The sequence below is a fragment of the Streptomyces genisteinicus genome (assembly GCF_014489615.1).
Taxonomy (GTDB): Bacteria; Actinomycetota; Actinomycetes; order Streptomycetales; family Streptomycetaceae; genus Streptomyces; species Streptomyces genisteinicus.
This window is the reverse complement of record NZ_CP060825.1, coordinates 5,196,710-5,214,777: the sequence shown is the minus strand read 5'-3', so window position 1 is coordinate 5,214,777 and position 18,068 is coordinate 5,196,710. Positions and strand designations below refer to the sequence as shown.

Below are 18,068 nucleotides of genomic sequence, written 5' to 3'. Positions count from 1 at the left end.
CTCCCCCCGACGCGCCGTCACTGTCAAGTGGGTGGGACACGCGTCTCACTATTCGAGCCGTTCCGTGCCTGGGGGATGCCCGCCGTCAGCACGGGCATCGCCATGCCCGCGGGCACCGGGTACTCGTCCCTGACCAGGGCGCGGCGCAGCCGGTACTCGTCCAGCGGCCCCGAGAAGGCCATGCCCTGGCCGTGGGTGCAGCCCATCGCGCGCAGCGCGAGGACCTGCTCGGGCACGTCCACCCCGTCGGCCACCGAGTGCATGCCGAGATCGCGGGCGATGCGCAGCAGTCCGCTGGTGATCTTGTGCAGCCTGGCCGACTCGACCACGCCCTCGACCAGGCCCCGGTCCAGCTTGAGCACGTCCACCGGCAGCCGGCGCAGCGCGTTGATCGCCGCGTACCCGCTGCCGAAGCCGTCCAGCGCGATCCGCACGCCGAGCCGGCGCAGGGCGACCAGCCGCTGCTCCAGCTCGTCGAAGGAGATCCGCGGATCGCTGTCCGCAAGCTCGATGATCAGGGCGCCGGAGGGCAGCTGGTGCCGGGTGAGCAGGGCCTCGATCGACCCGAGCGGCAGCGATCTGTCGAGCAGCAGCCGCGCCGAGAGGCGGACGGAGACCGGTGTCGGATGGCCCAGCCTGCCGCGCTCGGCGGCCTGCTCGACGGCCTCCTCCAGCAGCCACCGGCCGAGCTCGGCGGCGCGGTTGCCGTCGTCGGCGACGCGCAGGAACTCGGCCGGGGTGAACAGGATGCCCTGGGCCGACCTCCAGCGCGCCTGCGCCGAGACGGCGGTGACCCGGCCGGTGGTCAGGCTCACCACCGGCTGGTGCAGCAGCGCGAACTCGCCGTCGTGGAGCGCGGTGCGGAGCTTGGCGGCCAGCTCGGTGCGGCGGACGACCTCCGCCTGCATCTGGGGCGCGTACAGCTCCACCCGGTCCTTGCCGCCCGCCTTGGCCCGGTACATGGCGAGGTCCGCGTTGCGCATGAGGTCGGTGGGGTCGATGGAGGGCTCGGCGAAGGCGACGCCGATGGAGGCGGCGACCCGCACCTCGGTGCCGTCGATGCTGTACGGCTGGGAGAGCATCAGGCGCAGCCGGTCGGCGATCTCGTGCACCTGGAGCTCGCGTGCGCCCTGCTCGCAGGCGCCGTCGCCGACGATCAGCGCGGCGAACTCGTCGCCGCCGAGGCGGGCCGCGGTGTCCCCGGCCCGCACGGATTCGGCCAGTCTCCGCGCTGCCTGGATCAGCAGCTCGTCGCCCGCCTGGTGGCCGAGGCGGTCGTTGACCCCCTTGAAGCCGTCGAGGTCGATGAAGAGCACCGCGGTGCCCTGGTCCCCCGATCTGCGCCCCGCGAGCGCGCCGCGCACCCGGGCGGTGAACAGGGCCCTGTTGGGCAGGTCGGTCAGCGGGTCGTGCTCGGCGTTGTGCTGCAACTGCGCCTGGAGGCGCACCCGTTCGGTGACGTCTCGGCTGTTGAAGATCAGCCCGCCCTCGTGGCGGCTGACGGTGGACTCCACATTCAGCCATGTGCCGGATCCGGAGCGGAAACGGCACTCCATCCTGGTGGTGGGCGCGTCGGCGGGCTGGGCGGCAAGGAATCTGCGCAGCTCGTGGACGACGCGGCCGAGGTCCTCCGGGTGGATCAGCGAGGCGAGCTCGGAGCCCACGAGCTCCTCCGCGTCCCGGCCGTAGACCTTGGTCGCCGCGGGCGACACGTACCGCAGCACACCGGAGGGGGCGGCGATCATGATGACGTCGCTGGAGCCCTGGACCAGGGAGCGGAAGTGGTTCTCCTTCTGGGCGAGTTCCTGAGTGAGGGCCAGGTTCTCCAGGAGCATGATGCCCTGGCGGACCACCAGGGCGAGCACGACGGTGCAGGCGGTGATGACGACGACCCGGTCGACCCGGCGGCCCTCGGTGACGCTGTACAGGATCCCCAGCGTGCACACGGCGGCGGCGAGGTACGGCGTCAGGGCGGCGAGCGAGCCGCCCAGGGGCCGCCCGGGGGGCGGCGGGCCGCTCGGTCCCCCGGCGGCGGCGGCTCGGCTCGCCTGGCGGGCGCCCCACGGCGCGTAGGCGAGCAGCAGGGAGCCCGCGAACCAGCCTGCGTCCAGGAGCTGCCCGGAGCGGTAGCTCTCGCGCAGCAGCGGTGAGGTGAACAGGGCGTCGCAGACCACGGTGAGCGCCAGTCCGGCGATCGCCGTGTTCACCGCGGAGCGGTTGGCCTGCGAGCGTCTGAAGTGCAGGGCGAGCACCATGCTGACGAGCACGATGTCGAGCAGCGGATAGGCGAGCGCGAGGGCCGCGGGGGCGACGCTCTCGCCCTGGGCGTGCGCGGTGTGCGCGAGCGCGAGGCTCCAGGACAGGGTCAGCAGCGACCCGCCGATCAGCCAGGCGTCGAGGCCCAGGCACACCCAGCGGGCCCGGGATTCCGGGCGCTTGGCGAGGACCAGCAGGCCCACGATCGCCGGCGGGGCGAAGCACATGAAGAACAGGTCGGCGGCGGACGGGCTGGGCACGGGCCGGTCGAGGACCACCTCGTACCAGCCCCAGACGGCGTTTCCCGCGCAGGCCATGAACGAGGAGAGCGCGAAGAGCAGCCACGCGGAGCGGAAGCGGCAGTGCTCGGTGCGGGCGTAGAGGAGACAGGACACGGCCGCGACCAGGGCGGCCGCGCTGAGCCCGAAGTCGCCCATGATCAGCGCGAGTTCCGGTGATCCCCAGCCGAGGGCGGCACCGATTCCGTAGGCGGCGCACAGGGCGGCCAGCATCAGCTGGTGGCGCAGTATCGCCGCGCCGGCCGGCGCGGTGTCCCGGGCCATGAGGGCCCCCGGCGCGCTCACCGGGCCGCCTCCCCTCGCGCCGTGGGGGGCTGCGGCCGGGCGGTGTGGGCCACCGCCCGGAGTCCCGCGGTACGGGGCCGGCGCCCCGGGGCCGGCGCCGGGGCGCCGGGCTGTGGTCGTCGGCGGACCCGCCGCGTCGGTTCCTCGGTCCATCGGCCCTGCATCGCCCGTCGCCCCCCTCAGGTGTGATCGGCATTCGGTGCCCGGCAGTGCGTACAGCGGCACCGCCCCTCGCCTCCGGTGCACCCCCAGGTCGGGACGATACACCAATATCGTCACTCAGGGACATAGCGCATCTACTCTCCGTGACGACCTGCGACAATGGGGGCACGCGGCGCATTCGGGTGACTCCGCAGGGTGATCGTCCGGGTGCTCGCCGGAATCAGCCGCCGGTGGTCGCCACCACGTTCCGCAGCTCCCGCCCCGCCGCGAACCGGGTGACCTGATCGGCGATCAGACGCTTCGCCCGGGGCATGAACGCCGAGGTGGAGCCGCCGACATGAGGACTGATCAGTACGCCCGGGGCGTGCCAGAGCGGATGCCCGGCGGGCAGCGGCTCGGGGTCGGTGACGTCGAGCGCCGCCATGAGCCGGCCGCTCTCCACCTCCGCCAGCAGCGCCTTCGTGTCGACGACCGGCCCGCGGGCGATGTTCACCAGCAGCGCCCCGTCCTTCATCCGGGCCAGGAAGTCCGCTCCGACCAGCCCCTTCGTCTGCGCGGTCAGCGGCGTGGAGAGGACGACGACGTCGGCGGCGGGCAGCAGCTCCGGCAGGTCGGCGAGTGCGCGCACTTCGCCGCGCTCCGTTGTCCGGGCGGAGCGCGCGACGCGCGCCACCCGCGCGCACTCGAAGGGTACGAGCCGGTCCTCGACGGCCGCGCCGATCGAGCCGTAGCCGACGATGAGCACCGACTTGTCGGCGAGCGCCGGGTAGAAGCCGGAGCGCCACTCCCCGGCGCGCCGGCCGTCCACGAACGACGGGATGCCGCGCAGCGAGGCGAGGATCAGCGCGAGCGCGAGCTCGGCCGTGGACGCCTCGTGGACGCCCTTGGCGTTGCACAGGCGCACGCCGGCGGGCAGGGCGGCGAGTCCGGGCTGCACATGGTCGGTGCCGGCGGACAGGGTCTGCACGACGCGCACCGAGCGCATGGCGTCCAGCGGCCGGACGGCGACGTCGCCGCCCCGCATGTACGGGACGGTGTAGAAGACGCAGTCGGCGGGATCGGCCGGGAAGTCGGGGCCGCCGTCCCAGAACCGGTAGGCGAGGCCCGAGGCGGAGGCCGGGGGCAGGCCGTCGATCTCCTCGGCCGCTATGGGGAGCCACACATCGGAAGTCATGGTCAGGAGGCTATGCGAAGGCCGCCCGTACGCATTGGTTAACGTCTGGGGGCGGCCGAACGGAAGGTACGGGGAGTTGGAGCGCAGGACGATCGGTGCGGCGGCCCTCGGGGTGGGCGCCGTGGGGCTCGGGTGCATGCCGATGAGCTGGGCGTACACGGCCTCCGAGCAGCGCGGGGAACGCTCGCTGCGCACGGTGCACGCCGCGCTGGACGCCGGGTCGACGCTGCTGGACACGGCGGACATGTACGGGCCGTTCACCAACGAGCTGCTGCTCGGGCGGGCGCTCCGGGGGCGGCGCGGCGACGCGTTCCTCTCGACGAAGGTGGGACTGCTCCTCGGCGACCAGCACATGGTCGCCAACGGCCGTCCCGGCTACGTCAGACGGGCCTGCGACGCCTCGCTGCGCCGGCTCCAGACCGATGTGATCGACCTCTACCAGCTGCACCGGGCCGACCCGGAGGTGCCGGTGGAGGAGACCTGGGGGGCGATGGCCGAGCTGGTGTCCGCGGGCAAGGTGCGGGCGCTCGGGCTGTCCGCGGTGGGCGTCGCCGGCCCGCGGCGCCGGACCGGCGCCGATCCCCACGAGGGAACGATCCGCCAACTGGAGCGCGTGCAGCAGGTGTTCCCGGTGAGCGCGGTGCAGGCCGAGCTCTCCGTGTGGGCGCCCGGGGCGCTGCGCCGGCTGGTGCCGTGGTGCGAGGCGCGCGGGGTGGGCTTCCTGGCGGCGATGCCGCTGGGCAGCGGGTTCCTGACCGGGACGCTCACGCCGGGCCAGGGGTTCGAGCCGGACGACGCCCGCGCACGCCATCCGCGCTTCACCGCCGAGATGATGGCGGCGAACCAGCCCGTCGTCGCCGGTCTGCGCCGGGTGGCCGCCCGGCACGGCGCCACCGCCACCCCGGCGGCCGTCGCCCTCGCCTGGGTGCTGCGGCAGGGGCGCCACGTGGTCCCCGTGCCGGGGACGAAGCGACCCGGGTGGGCGGTCGAGAACGCGGGCGCCGCCGCGCTGCGTCTGACGGACGCGGACCTCGCCGAGATCGCGTCCCTCCCGCCCGCTCTGGGATCCTGGGACTGAGGGACCGCCGCCGGGCCGGGCGCCGGGGCCGGGCCGTGCCGGATGCCACGGCGGACCATCGGCCGGGCGCCCCGGCGGGACACCGCGCCGCCCGGGACGGAGCCGCCCGGACGACGGGCGATTTCCAAGATCGGGAACCTTGCGGCGGGCCCGGGTGTATGAACAGACAGACAGGCGTGCCGTCCCGTCCCCCGGGCGACGCCAGCAGCCGTCGAAGGGATCACACCGTGCACCGTCCAGCTCTGCCGGCCGCCCTGACCGCCGCCGTGCTCGTCCTCGCGGCCGGCTGCTCGTCGGGCGACGGCACCTCCGCACGCGGCTCGGCCGGTCCCTCGTCGGCGTCCGCCTCCGCCGCGCCGTCCGACGGCGCGGCCTCCCCCTCCCCCTCGCCGTCCGGACCGCCCGCCGAGGGGTCGGTGAAGGTGGCCGCCACCCTGACCGGGGAGCTGGAGTCCCCCTGGGGCGTGGCCGCGCTGCCCGGCGGGGACCTGCTGGTCGCCTCCCGGGACGCGGGGACCGTCACCCGGGTCTCCGCCGACGGCGAGAAGACCGAGATCGGCTCGGTGCCGGGCGTCGCGCCGGGCGGCGAGGGCGGGCTGCTGGGCCTCGCCATCTCCCCCTCGTTCGCCTCCGACCAGCTGGTCTACGCGTACTTCACCACCGCGTCCGACAACCGCATCGCCCGCATGCTGTACGACGAGGGCAAGCCGGCCGGGCAGCAGCTGGGGGCCCCGGACACGGTGCTGCGCGGCATCCCCAAGGGGGTGACGCACAACGGCGGCCGGATCGCCTTCGGCCCGGACAAGATGCTCTACGCGGGCACCGGGGAGGCCGGGGACACCGGGCTCTCCCAGGACAAGGAGTCGCTGGGCGGCAAGATCCTCCGGATGACGCCGGACGGGCAGCCCGTGCACGGCAACCCGGACGCCGACTCCGTCGTCTACTCGTACGGTCACCGCAATGTGCAGGGGCTCGCCTGGGACGCCGGCAAGCGGCTGTGGGCCGCGGAGTTCGGTCAGAACACCTGGGACGAGCTGAACCTGATCGAGCCGGGCCGGAACTACGGCTGGCCCGAGGCCGAGGGCAAGGCCGGAAAGGCCGGCTTCACCGACCCGGTCGAGCAGTGGCGCACCGAGGACGCCTCGCCGAGCGGCATCGCCTACGCCGCCGGGTCGATCTGGATGGCCGGACTGCGCGGCGAGCGGCTCTGGCGGATCCCGCTCGCCGGAGCGGAACCCTCCGCGAAGCCCCAGGCGTTCCTGGAGGAGGAGTACGGCCGGCTGCGCACGGTGGTGGCGGCGGGTGGTGACGCGCTGTGGCTCGTCACCAGCGAGACCGACGGCCGGGGCACCCCGGGCGGCGGCGACGACAGGATCCTCCGGCTGGAGGTCGAGTAGAGGGAGCCGTGATGTGGGGTGCGTTCGACGAGGTCTTCGCGCCGGCGCGCAGGCACACCGACGACGAGAGGCGGCGCCTGCAGCTGACCCGGGTGGACGCCGCCGACAGCGACCCGGGGCGGGGCCCTGTCGACCTGGACTCCGGCACGGTCACCGTCCGGGTGCCGCCTGAGACTCCTGCAGAAGATCGGTGAACAGCCGCAGCCGGTGCGCCATGGCGGCCGCCTCGCCGCGGCCGGAGACGCCCAGCTTGGCGAGGATGTTGGAGACGTGGACGCTCGCCGTCTTCGGCGAGATGTAGAGCTCCTCGGCGATACGCCGGTTGCTGAGGCCGGCCGCGACCAGCCGGAGCACGTCCTGTTCGCGCGGGGTGAGGCCCAGCGCGGACGTGTCGGGCTCCGGGAGCGGCGCCGCGTCAGCACCGGGGTGGGAGTCGGTCCCGGTGAGCACGATCCGGGCACGTCGGGCGAGCAGCGCGAGGTCCTCGGCCAGCGGCCGGGCGCCCAGCTCGCCGGCGGTCCGTGCCGCCTCGCGCAGCAGCCCGGTGGCCGTCGCCCGGTCCTCGCCGCCCGCCGCCGCCCGCTGGAGCAGCGCCTCGGCGGCGCGGCCCCGTACCAGGGCCAGTTCGTACGGGCGCTCCAGCGGTTCGAAGGCGGTCACGGCCTCCGCCCAGTCGCCGGGGGTGTCCTGGCCGTCGGCCCGGCGCAGCTCGGCGCGCACCCACAGTTCGTGGGCGGACCACACGGGGGCGACGGTGACCAGGCCCCGGGTGGCGGCGCGGATGCGGCCGAGCGCCTCGGCGCGGCCGCTCTCCGCGGCGGGCAGACCCCGGGTGTCGGCCTCCAGGGTGGCCGCGGCGCGCAGCAGCGGCCAGGCGAAGCACTGGGTGCCGGGCGGGAAGCCGCCCTCGGCGGCGAGCGCCAGCTCCCGCCGCCCGTCGGCGAACCGGCCCTCGGCGGCGGCGATGCGCAGCGCGAGGGTGGCGAGCGGCAGAGTGGTCTGCGGCATGGGGTTGTGCCGTCCGAAGTGACGCCGGGCGGCCTCCAGGGACTCGGCCGCGGTGCGCTGCTCCCCCCTGTCGACGGCGAGCACTCCGAGCATCCAGCAGGCGAAGCCGTGCGCCTGGGGGGTGCTGCCGACCCGCAGGGCGCGCTGCGCCGCGTGCTCGGCCTCGTCCCAGCGCCCGAGGGCGTGTCCGGTCTCGGCGACATTGGCCAGCACCCACGCCTCGGTGTCGGGCAGGCCGTAGCGGCGGGCGTGGCCGATGCCCTCCATGAGGAGCTCCGCCGCCTCGGCGGAGCGCCCGACGCCGTGCAGCACCGACGGCAGGTTCACGTGGGTACGGCCGATGTGCGCGGGCAGGCCGAGCGCGAGGACGCGGTCCCGCACGTCGTACATCTCGCGCAGACCGCCCTCGACGTCGCCCGAGTCGACCATGAGGCTGCCGAGGGTGAGCCGGGCCTTCAGCTCGATGTCCTCGTCGCCGACCATCCGCGCGTAGTCGACGGCCCGTTCGGCGGTGGCGAGGCTCTCCGGCCCGGGGCGGTGGGTCATGCCCCAGCCGGCCGCGTCGGCCAGCACCTCGGCGTGCACGGCGGACGGCGGCAGGCCGCGGACGAGCTGCTGGGCCGCGTCGAGTTCGGCCCAGCCGTCGCCCCTGCCCAGGGAGGGGACCAGCCGGGAGCGCTGCACGGAGAACCAGGCGGCCCGCAGCTGGTCCCCCTCGCTCTCCGCGAGCCGCTGCCCCCGCTTGCTGATCTTGTAGGCGCGTTCGCGTTCGCCGCAGAGACGGCCGGCGAGCGAGGCCTCGGCCATCAGGTCGAGGTAGCGCAGGGGCGTGGTCTCGGGGTCGCAGCCGCACGGGGGGTAGACCTCCACGTGGTCGACGGGGCGCAGCCGCTCGCGCACCTCGCCGGGGGCGTCCTCCCACAGCTCCATCGCCCGCTCCAGCAGCCTCAGCTGCTCCGCGTAGGCGTGCCGGCGGCGGGCGACGACGGAGGCCGCCAGGACGGCGGGGAGCGCCTTGGCCGCGTCGTTGGCCCGGTACCAGTAGGTCGCAAGGCGGGTGGCGCGCACCTCGTCGGCCACCAGCGCGGGGTCGGCCTCCAGGGCCTCGGCGTAGCGGCGGTTGAGCCGGGAGCGCTCGCCGGGGAGCAGGTCGTCGCTGACCGCTTCGCGGGCGAGCGAGTGGCGGAAGCGGTAGCCGTCGCCGTCGGGGGTGGCGAGCAGGATGTTCGCGCCGACGGCGGCGCGCAGCGCTGCGTCGAGGTCGTCGTCGGGCAGTCCGGCGACCGCCGCCAGCAGACCGTGCTCCACGGTGGAGCCGCCCTCGGCGAGTATGCGGGCGACCCGCTGGGCGTCCTCGGTCAGCGCCTCGACGCGCACGAGGAGGATGTCGCGGAGCGAGTCCGGCAGTCCCGAGCAGGAGTCGTCGCTGAGGCTGGCGGCGAGCTCCTCGACGAAGAAGGCGTTGCCGTCGGAGCGTTCGAAGACGCGGTCGACGAGGGCGGGGGCCGGCTCCTCGGCGAGGATGCCGGCCATCTGGCGCCCCACCTCGGAGCGGTTGAACCGGGTCAGCTCCAGCCGCTGGACGGTGCGGGTGCGGTCGAGCTCGGCGAGGAAGGGGCGCAGCGGGTGGCGCCGGTGGACGTCGTCCGAGCGGTAGGTGGCGATGAGCAGGAGCCGCCCGCGCCGCAGGGTGCGCAGGAGGTAGGCGAGCAGGTGCCGGGTGGACGCCTCCGACCAGTGCAGGTCCTCCAGGACCAGGACGACGGTGCGCTCGCACGAGACGCGCTCCAGCAGGCGGGCGGTCAGCTCGAAGAGCCGCGCGGTGCCGGACTCGTCGGGCCGTCCGGCCTCCGCCCCGGTGCCCAGTTCGGGCAGGAGCCTGGCCAGTTCGTCCTCCTGGCCGGCGGCCGCCTCGGCGAACTCGTCGGGCAGCCGGCGCCGCAGGGCGCGCAGCGCGGCCGAGAACGCGGCGAACGGCAGCCCGTCCGCGCCGATCTCTACGCAGCCGCCGACGGCGGTGACCGCCTGCCGGCGGCACGCCTCGGCGAGCACCTCCTCGACGAGCCGGGTCTTGCCGACGCCCGCCTCACCGCCGATGAGCAGCGCCTGCGGTTCGCCGCAGGAGCCCGGAGCCCCCGCGGCGCGGGTCAGTGCGTCGGCGAGCAGGGCCAGTTCGCCGGCGCGGCCGACGAACACCGGGCTGACGGATCGGGTCTCCACGCCGACGAGCATCGCACAGGGGTCCGACAACGCGGCGGGGCGGACCACCGCCGCGGCCCGCCCCCTGCCCCCGGTCCCCACCGGGGTGTCACTCCCGCGTGCGGCGCGGACGATCACGCCGCGCGGGTGAAGCGGTCGTCGGTCCGGCTCACCCGCCTCTCCCCGGTCCTGAGTCCGCGTCTCGCGGTGCGGTGGCCGGCCTCGGCCTCCTTGACGAGCCGCTGCTCCTCCGCCTCGCGGATCAGTTCGGCGCGGTGCATCTCGGCGATCTCGTAGTGCAGCACGGTGGGCTCCCTTGTCCGGTCGGTCCGTGTGTGGTCGGCGTCCGCCGCCGGTACCGACTCTCGTCCCCGAGGCGGGTGCGGCGCATCGGGCGGGTGCCGCATCCTCCGGGGCGCCCCGCCTTAGACGGGGCGCCCGACGGCCCGGCGCGGCGGCCTTGTTCCCGCCGGGGGCCTCAGAACGCGGGGCGGGGGGCCTCAGAGGAGCCGGGGGCCGGGTCGCCGAGGGGGCCGGGTCCCCGAGGAGCGCGGGGCCCCGGAAGCGGGGAGCCGGGGCGGGGAGCCGGGGGCCCGGCGGGCCCGGGAGCCGCGAGTGTGCGGTCCGGTGGGGTGTTCCGAGGCGTTCGGACCGGGCCGCCCGCTCCGTCCCCCGGCTCCGTGCGCGGGTCGCTCAGGTGCGCAGCAGGGTGCAGACGGCGTCCTCCTGGATGTCGCGGACGAGGCTCAGCAGCCCGGGCGCCACCGCCGAGTTGATCTGACGGGTCAGGGAGAACGTCAGGGAGTACCTGCCGTCCGGTGTGGCGGCGACGAGCTGGGTGTAGCCGGGGAAGTTGCCGGTGTGCCCGAGGACCACGCCGCAGCGCGTGGTGTAGCGGAAGAGCGCGAGGCCCGCCTGGTTGGCGCCCGGCCCGGCGGGCTCGGAGGCGCCCGGCACCCAGCGGCGCTGTTCGCGGACCAGGGGCGGCGAGGTGAGCGTGCCCGCCGCGTAGCCGCGGATGAAGCGGGTCATGTCGCGGGGTGTCGAGACGATGCCGCCGGACGCCCACACGCCCGAGGCGCTGAGCACCTCGCTGACGTCCTCCGGCGGCGCGGGAGGATCGACGTCGTAGCCGTGGAGGTAGGGCTCGGGCAGTTCCCAGCCCTGCGGGAGGCTGGTGTCCCGCAGTCCGAGCGGCCGGTACACGAGGCGGCGCAGCAGCTCCTCGTAGGGGCGGCCGGTCGCGGCCTCCGCCATCAGGGCCACCGCGATGTTGTCGGAGTTGGAGTACAGGTAGCGCGAGCCGGGCCGGAAGACCAGGGGCTCTCCGGCGACGAACCGGAGCAGGCGCCGGGACTCGAAGTGGCGGCGGGGGTTTTCGGTGACCAGCCGCTGGAACTCGGGGGCGGTCGTGTAGTCGGGCAGGCCGCTGGTGTGCTGGAGGAGCTGGCGCAGGGTGACGGCGTGCCAGGCGCGCGGGAGGCGGGGCAGGCGCCTGCCGATCGTGTCGTCGAGGCCGAGCCTGCCGTCCGCCGCGAGGCGGAGCGCGACGGCGCCGCTGTACGCCTTGGCCGTGCTGGCGATCCGCATGTGGTCGCCGGTCCGGGGCGGGCGGCCGGTCTCCAGATCGGCGGCGCCGGCGCGCAGCACACGCCGGCGGCTGCCGTCCTGGAGCACGACGATGGCGCCCGGCGGGCCGTCCTGCCTGCGGACGAGGGCGTCCAGGCGCTTCTGCAGGTTCCGTTCGGACGGGGGCGCGGTCGCCGTGCGGGAGCCGGGGCCGTGACCGGGGGCGGCGGGGGACGGTGCCTCGGCGGCGGGCGCCCGGGGGGCCGGCGCCGGGGGTGCGATGCCGAGGGTGGCGGCGGCGAGGGAGAGGCAGGCCACGAGGCGCAGCGTGCGGGCGCGGCCCCGCCGGCCCGAGGGGGCGGGAGCCGCGGGAGGTGCGAGGGGCATGGGGGACCTCTGCTGGGGGGAGGGGCTGATTCCCCATCAGGAGACCCCGGCCCGGCGGTGCGGCGCTCCTGCGGGTGCTCCGTCCGGCCCAGCGCCGCGGCCCGGCGCCGTGTGCCCTGCGCCCAGGGTCCCGCGTCCGCCAGGATCGGGACGAGAGTCCCTGCGGCGGGTCCGCCGCGCGCCCCGTACGCCCGGCGCATCCCCTCGACACGCGCCCCTGCGCCCGGCCCGCCTTCGCCGCGCGCCTTATGCGACCAGTTCGTCCTCGTCGCGCGCCCTATGCGACCAGTTCGTCCTCGTCGCGCGCCCGCTGCGGCGGGATGCCCGCCCGGCCGGTGTCGCGGCACTCGGGCTTCTCGATGCTGATGCGGGGCAGCAGCCGGTCCAGCCATCGCGGGAGCCACCAGTTCGCCCCGCCGAGCAGGTGCATCAGGGCGGGCACCAGCAGCGTGCGCAGCACGAAGGCGTCCAGGGCGACGGCGGCCGCGAGGCCGATGCCGAACATGGCGATGACGCGGTCGCCGGTGAGGACGAAGGCGAGGAAGACCGAGATCATGATCACGGCCGCGGAGTTGATGACCCGGCTGGTCTCGGCGAGGCCGACGCGCACCGCACGCCGGTTGTCGCCCGTCTCCAGCCACTCCTCGTACATCCGGCTCACCAGGAAGACCTGGTAGTCCATGGAGAGCCCGAAGAGGACCGACACCATGATCACCGGGAGGAAGGGTTCGATGGGGCCGCCGCGGCCGAGGCCGAGGGGCTCGCTGAGCCATCCCCACTGGAAGATCGCGACGACCACGCCGAAGGCCGCCGCCACCGCGGCCACGTTCATCACGGCGGCCTTCAGCGGGATGCCGACCGAGCGGAACGCGAGGAGCAGCAGCAGGCAGCCGAGGGCGATGACGACGCCCACGAAGAGCGGCAGCTTCGCGACGATGACGCCGGCGAAGTCGTCGTAGCTCGCGGTGATGCCGCCGACGTACGCCTGGAGGGAGGTGCCCTGCTCGGCGGCGGGCAGCACGTCCTCGCGCAACCGGTCGACCAGGGCGCTGGTCTCCCGGGACTGCGGCGAGGAGTCGGGCACGACGGTGAGCACGGCGGTGTCGCCGCTGCCGTTGTAGGCCACCGGCCCGGCCGACGCCACGCCGTCGGTGCTCCGAAGCGTCTGCGCCAGGCCGTCCATGGCGATCTTGTCGTCGGCGCCGTCGAGGGTGGCGACGACGGTGAGGGGCCCGTTGACGCCGGGGCCGAAGCCGTCGGCCAGCAGGTCGTACGCCTGGCGGGTGGTCGAGGAGGCGGGCCCGTTGCCCTGGTCGGAGGTGCCCAGGTGCAGCGAGAGCGTGGGCAGCGCGAGTACCAGCATCACCACGGCGGCGAAGGCCCCGAGCAGCTTCGGGCGGCGCTCGACGAACGCGGACCAGCGGGCGGCGAAACCGGTCGGCAGGTCGGGCCGGGGCCCGTGCTCGGCGAGCCGGCGACGCTCGCGGCGGCTGAGCGCGCGGGGGCCGATGAAGGAGAGCAGCGCCGGGAGCAGGGTGACGGACGCGGCGACGGTGAGCGTCACGGTCAGGGAGGCGGCGATGGCGACGCCGTTGAGGAAGTCCAGGCGCAGGATCAGCATGCCGAGGAGGGCGATGCAGACGGTGGCCCCGGCGAAGACGACGGCCCGCCCGGTGGTGGCCACGGCCTCCCGGGCGGCGTCGGCCACCGCCAGGCCGCGCCGGAGGCCGCTGCGGTGTCTGGTGACGATGAACAGGGCGTAGTCGATGCCGACCCCGAGGCCGACGAGCATGCCCAGCATGGGCGCGAAGTCGGCGACGGTCATCACGTGGCCGAGGAGCACGATCCCCGCGTACGCGGTGCCCACGGAGACCAGGGCGGTCACGATGGGCAGCAGGCTTGCGGCGAGCGAGCCGAACGCGAGGAACAGGACGACGGCGGCGACGGCGACCCCGACGATCTCGGCGACATGGCCGCCGGACGCCTCGGTCAGCGCGGTGACGGTGCCGCCCATCTCGACCTGGAGTCCGTCGCCCTCGGCGGACTTCGCCGTGTCCACGACGGCGCGGGCCTGCCCGGCGGAGACGTCGTCGGCCTGGCCGTCGAAGGTGACCACGGCGTAGGCGGTGCGGTCGTCGGCGCTGATCTGGGCGGCGCCCCGGTCCCCGTAGGGGCCGGTGACGGCGGCCACTCCGTCGAGGGCGGCGACCTCGTCGAGCATCGCCGTGACGTCCCGTTCGGTGGCGGGCGAGCGGACGCTGCCGTCGGCGGTGTGCCACACGATGGTGTCGGTGTCGCCGCCGAGGCCGTGGAAGCCCTCCTGGAGGAGGGCGGTGGCCCGCCCGGACTCGGTGCCGTGGGCGTCGTAGTCGTTGGAGTACGCGGAGCCGGCCGCGACGGCGCCCGCGGCGGTGCCGCCGAGAGCGAGGAGCCAGAGCAGGACGACGACGAGGCGGTGGGTGACGCACCAGCGCGCGATAGCTGCCAACGGACCTGCTCCCTGAGTGGTGCGTGGATCTTTGACCGGGAAAAAGCCCGCAAAGAACGCATGACCTGTAGGGACACTCTCGCAGTCAAACGTGATCGTTTGCCCGTTTCGTGGCATTACTCACAGCCGGGGTGAACGGGGGCGGCCGGGTGCGTGTGCCGCCGTACGCACACGGCCGGGCGGGCGGCCCCGCCCGGCCGCGGCTCCGTCCCCGCCTCCGGCTCCGGCCGTGCGGACCGTACGCTCAGCCGGAGACGGAGTCGCGGCCGTTCTCGACGCGTCCCATCAGCCGCCGCCGGAAGCCCTCGTCCCCGTCGGCGGTCACCTCCAGGTCGTACCAGCCGTGCGCGTCCGCGGCGGAGTGCACGACGGTGCGGGAACGGCCGGGGCGGACCGTGACCCGGCGGGTCCAGTCGCGCAGGTCGGCCTCCTCCGCGTAGCCGAGCGGGCGCACGGTGAAGGTGAGCGGCGTGCCGCCCTCGTTGCGCAGGGTGAGGTGCAGGTCGCGGTCGCGGGGGTCGACGCGCGAGACGACCCGGGCGCCCCCGTCCCGCCGCCCGGCGAACTCGCGCCGGAAGCCGCCCGGACCGGTGATCGTGAAGCGGTACGCGTCCCCGGCGACCGGCACCTCCCAGAGCGCCTCGCCGCGTACGTCCCGGTGCTGGGGCACGGCGAACTCCCCGGCGTACGGGTACAGCGCGAAGTGCGCGCTCGACCGGCCGGTGTTGCGCAGGGTGACCGTGACCGTCCGCCCGTCGGCACCCCCGTGGGCGTCGGGCTGGTACGGCAGCGGGCGGGAGGGGCGGGTGCCCGGCTCCTGGACGGGCATCCGCTGCTCCGCCGGCGGCACCGGACGCCAGCGGCCGGTGAACGGCGGCACGGGCCCCGGCTGCTCCACGGGAGGCTGCCGGCGGCCGCGGGTGAAGTCGAAGGCCGATGTCAGGTCGCCGGTGACGGTGCGCCGCCAGCGGGTGATGTTGGGTTCGGCGACCCCGGTCCACTTCTCCAGCAGCCGGATCACCGAGGTGTGGTCGAAGACCTCGGAGCAGACGTACCCGCCGACCGACCACGGGGAGACGACGAGCATCGGCACCCGGACGCCGAGGCCGGTGGGCAGCCCCTGCCAGCGCTCCTCGGTGTCCCCGGCGGGCGGGACGGGCGGCGGCACATGGTCGAAGAAGCCGTCGTTCTCGTCGTAGTTGATCAGCAGCACGGTGTGCCGCCACACCTCGGGGTGCGAGGCGAGCGCGTCCAGGATCCGGTAGACGAGGGAGGCGGAGGCGATCGGCGACGAGGAGCCGGGGTGCTCGGAGTCGACGGCGGAGGGCACCAGGTAGGACACCTCGGGGAGGGTGCCGGCGGCCACGTCGGCCCGGAAGGCGTCGGCGAGTCCGCCCGTGGGGACGCGGCGCAGCCCCCGCTCGAACAGCGAGCGTTCGGCGGGCGTGAGCGCGGCGACCCCCCGGTCGAGTGCCGCGAGCAGCCGGTCGCGCTCGGCCGCGTCGGCGGTGGAGCGGACCTTCGCGTAGAAGGCCTCCATGTAGGTGAAGTCGCCGGCCGGGGCCAGCGCCTTGCGGGCGATCCGCTTGAACGTGGTGAAGAACTCGATGTTGTTGTCGGTGAAGTTCTCCCACTCGGTGTACGTCCGCCAGGTGCGGCCCGCCTTCTCCAGGCGTTCCGCGTAGGTGGGCCAGGGATAGCCCGGGTGGGTGCCCTCCGCGTACGCGGCGTTCGTCACCGCGCGCCGGCCGTCGGCCTCGTAGCCGGTCCAGCCGCTCCAGAGGTGGTTGCGGTTGGGGCTGGTGGAGGTGTGGACGGAGGAGTGGTAGGCGTCGCAGATGGTGAAGGTGTCGGCCAGTTCGTGGTGCAGGGGCAGGTCGCGGCGGTCGTAGTGGGCCATGGCCGCGCCGGTCTTGGCGCCGACCCACCCGTCCATCCAGCCGTCGCGCCACGCGGCGGCCCCGCCGCTCCAGGAGTGGTCGAGGTCGCCTATGTACTGGAGGTCCCGCCGCTGTGCCGCCGCCGCCTCCCGGACGGAGAAGGGCAGGACCGGGCCGGAGGGGCCGGGCTGCTCGAACACCGAGGTGCCGGAGGGGAGTTCGATGGCGTTGCGGTCGCCGAAGCCCCGGACGCCGCGCAGGGTGCCGAAGTAGTGGTCGAAGGACCGGTTCTCCTGCATCAGGACCACGACGTGCCGCACCGACTCCAGCCCGCCCCGCGGCGGTTCGGCGGCGAGCGCGGTCCGCAGCGAGGGCGGCAGCAGGGAACCGGTCGCGGCGGCGGCCGCGGCCCCTCCCCCGAGGGCGAGCATCCTTCTGCGTGAGACGTCCGGTGACATGCGCGACCTCTTCGTCGACGGCGGTGCTGGCGGGGTGCTGCTGGTGGTGCTTGTGGCGATGCTGCTGCTGGTGGTGGTGTGCGGCTGCGGTCCGGTGGTGGACACGGCCGGACGGTCCGGACGGTACTGACCGCGGATGGCCCCGAGAAGGCCCGGTGACGTCCTCGCCGTGAACGTCCAAGGGCCCGCGCCGGGAGTCCAGGCGAGATCCGGCCACCGCGGGCGGGCCGGCCTGCGCCGCGGTCCGCGCCTGCGGTTCTAATCGGACGCCGTCACCCGTACGCCCCGGATTGTCGGCGCGGGCTGGCACGATGGCCGGCATGGACTACAGGGGGCCCCACGGGACGGCACCGGCGCCGGCGGACGCCGCGGAGTACGCCCGCGCGCTGCACGACACACCCGGCGCGTACCTCGGTCACGCCCCGGCGGCCGTGCTGGTGCACGAGCCCGGGGCGTCGCTGGCGCAGCGGCGCGAGGCCCTGCGGGAGGTCTACGGGGCGATCGTCGCCCGGCTCGGGGAGCCGACCCTGTACGGGGGCTCGTCACGGGGCCCCAGTGTCCGCTGGCGCGACAGCCGCAGGACGGTGCTGCTCTCGGGCGACCGGGACACGGTCGGCCTCTCCGTGCACGACACGCAGGCTCTGGAGGGCGACGAGCAGCGGCAGTTCGCCTGGAGCGGCGCATGGCGGTCCGACGATCCGCTGGGCACCGGGGAACTGCCGTACCTGTGGAGACTGGACCGCGGCGGTCCGGGCGAGGCCCCCGCGGGGCGCCCGCCGATCCGCCCGGCGACGGGCCTGGACGACTTCCGGGTGCGGCTGGGCATGGTCCTCGCCGCCTGGGTCGAGCAGCTTCCGGTGCAGGTGGGCACGGACTGGGCGTCGTTCCGGCTGACCAGCACCGCCGACCGCGGCCGCCAGCTGCTGGTCTCCTACAGCATCGAGGACGGGCTGCACGCCTCGGTCGACGACCGCGACGGCCCCGACGGCGAGGAGCGGGCGCTGGCGATGCACGCCCGCGGATGGCGGTTCCGCGACCGGGGCTGGTGGCAGACGGAGTTCACCGCGCCCGGCGCCGCGGAGGCGGGCGCGCTGGCCGAGCTGGTCGTCACCGAGCTGTGGGCCCGCGGCACCCGCGACCCCGAGGAACTCCGCGCCAGGGACGTCAGCTGCAAGGACCGCGGCGAGATGTGGCTCCCGGGGCTGGGCATCCGCCACTGACGCGGACCGGTCACGCGGCCGGCGCGGGCCGGGCCGCGTCACGGGAGGCAGGGCATCCGCCGCTGCCCCGCACCGGGCCGCTTCCCGCAGGGACCGACCGGGCGGGGAGGCGTCGCGGGCGGCGGCCGCCGCGGCCGGACCGGCGGCCTGGGCGCGGCGGTCCGCCCGGACGGCGTTCCCGTCCGGCCGCGCACGGCGGACCCCGGTG

Annotated in this window: 12 protein-coding genes; 5 read left to right on the top strand and 7 right to left on the bottom strand. The window is 75.1% G+C overall.

Annotated elements, in window-relative coordinates; genetic code table 11:
• Positions 1-23: 23 nt before the first annotated feature.
• Both IAG43_RS22720 and IAG43_RS22715 read right to left on the bottom strand, forming a co-directional pair.
• On the bottom strand, positions 24-2,840 hold the full coding sequence (locus tag IAG43_RS22720; protein WP_187742544.1) for a putative bifunctional diguanylate cyclase/phosphodiesterase: 2,817 nt from the start codon (positions 2,838-2,840) through the stop codon (positions 24-26).
• 382 nt (positions 2,841-3,222) lie between these two features.
• On the bottom strand, positions 3,223-4,176 hold the full coding sequence (locus IAG43_RS22715) for a 2-hydroxyacid dehydrogenase (protein WP_187742543.1): 954 nt from the start codon (positions 4,174-4,176) through the stop codon (positions 3,223-3,225).
• A gap of 76 nt (positions 4,177-4,252) precedes the next feature.
• Here IAG43_RS22715 and IAG43_RS22710 point away from each other — a divergent pair, with 76 nt between their 5' ends.
• The 3 genes from IAG43_RS22710 (at position 4,253) to IAG43_RS34240 (ending at position 6,845) form a co-directional block, all read left to right on the top strand.
• Positions 4,253-5,254 carry an aldo/keto reductase gene (locus tag IAG43_RS22710; protein ID WP_187742542.1) on the top strand — a complete coding sequence of 334 codons (1,002 nt, stop codon included), beginning with the start codon at positions 4,253-4,255 and terminating at the stop codon, positions 5,252-5,254.
• 242 nt (positions 5,255-5,496) lie between these two features.
• On the top strand, positions 5,497-6,651 hold the full coding sequence (locus tag IAG43_RS22705) for a PQQ-dependent sugar dehydrogenase (protein WP_246574774.1): 1,155 nt from the start codon (positions 5,497-5,499) through the stop codon (positions 6,649-6,651).
• 11 nt (positions 6,652-6,662) lie between these two features.
• Complete coding sequence (locus IAG43_RS34240; protein WP_223005961.1) at positions 6,663-6,845, top strand: DUF6191 domain-containing protein; 183 nt, start codon at positions 6,663-6,665, stop codon at positions 6,843-6,845.
• Here IAG43_RS34240 and IAG43_RS22700 read toward each other — a convergent pair.
• The 5 genes from IAG43_RS22700 to IAG43_RS22680 form a co-directional block, all read right to left on the bottom strand.
• A complete protein-coding gene (locus IAG43_RS22700) occupies positions 6,802-9,891 on the bottom strand; it encodes a helix-turn-helix transcriptional regulator (protein WP_187742540.1) in 3,090 nt (1,029 codons plus the stop codon). The genes IAG43_RS34240 and IAG43_RS22700 overlap by 44 nt on opposite strands.
• A gap of 101 nt (positions 9,892-9,992) precedes the next feature.
• Entirely contained in the window at positions 9,993-10,163 is a 171-nt protein-coding gene (locus IAG43_RS22695) for a hypothetical protein (protein WP_187742539.1), read from the bottom strand.
• 388 nt (positions 10,164-10,551) lie between these two features.
• Positions 10,552-11,814 (bottom strand): serine hydrolase domain-containing protein, encoded by a 1,263-nt coding sequence (locus IAG43_RS22690; RefSeq protein ID WP_246574509.1) that lies wholly within the window; start codon positions 11,812-11,814, stop codon positions 10,552-10,554.
• 277 nt (positions 11,815-12,091) lie between these two features.
• A complete protein-coding gene (locus IAG43_RS22685; RefSeq protein WP_187742538.1) occupies positions 12,092-14,302 on the bottom strand; it encodes an MMPL family transporter in 2,211 nt (736 codons plus the stop codon).
• Between the two features lie 244 nt (positions 14,303-14,546).
• Entirely contained in the window at positions 14,547-16,640 is a 2,094-nt protein-coding gene (locus tag IAG43_RS22680; RefSeq protein WP_187742537.1) for a phosphocholine-specific phospholipase C, read from the bottom strand.
• Here IAG43_RS22680 and IAG43_RS35010 point away from each other — a divergent pair.
• Together IAG43_RS35010 and IAG43_RS22675 are read left to right on the top strand one after the other, a co-directional pair.
• Complete coding sequence (locus IAG43_RS35010) at positions 16,639-16,770, top strand: hypothetical protein (protein WP_281403976.1); 132 nt, start codon at positions 16,639-16,641, stop codon at positions 16,768-16,770. The two genes, IAG43_RS22680 and IAG43_RS35010, sit on opposite strands and share 2 nt — an antisense overlap.
• A 190-nt stretch (positions 16,771-16,960) precedes the next feature.
• The gene (locus IAG43_RS22675) at positions 16,961-17,860 is read left to right on the top strand and encodes a hypothetical protein (protein WP_343075682.1); all 900 of its coding nucleotides are present in this window, start codon (positions 16,961-16,963) and stop codon (positions 17,858-17,860) included.
• The last annotated feature ends 208 nt before the right edge of the window (positions 17,861-18,068 follow it).

Coding starts and splice junctions, on each gene's coding strand:
- IAG43_RS22715 (WP_187742543.1), bottom strand. CDS start 4,176: ATGACTTCCGATGTGTGGCTCCCCATAGCGGCCGAGGAGATCGACGGC.
- IAG43_RS34240 (WP_223005961.1), top strand. CDS start 6,663: ATGTGGGGTGCGTTCGACGAGGTCTTCGCGCCGGCGCGCAGGCACACC.
- IAG43_RS22700 (WP_187742540.1), bottom strand. CDS start 9,891: ATGCTCGTCGGCGTGGAGACCCGATCCGTCAGCCCGGTGTTCGTCGGC.
- IAG43_RS22690 (WP_246574509.1), bottom strand. CDS start 11,814: ATGCCCCTCGCACCTCCCGCGGCTCCCGCCCCCTCGGGCCGGCGGGGC.
- IAG43_RS35010 (WP_281403976.1), top strand. CDS start 16,639: ATGCGCGACCTCTTCGTCGACGGCGGTGCTGGCGGGGTGCTGCTGGTG.
- IAG43_RS22680 (WP_187742537.1), bottom strand. CDS start 16,640: ATGTCACCGGACGTCTCACGCAGAAGGATGCTCGCCCTCGGGGGAGGG.
- IAG43_RS22675 (WP_343075682.1), top strand. CDS start 16,961: ATGGACTACAGGGGGCCCCACGGGACGGCACCGGCGCCGGCGGACGCC.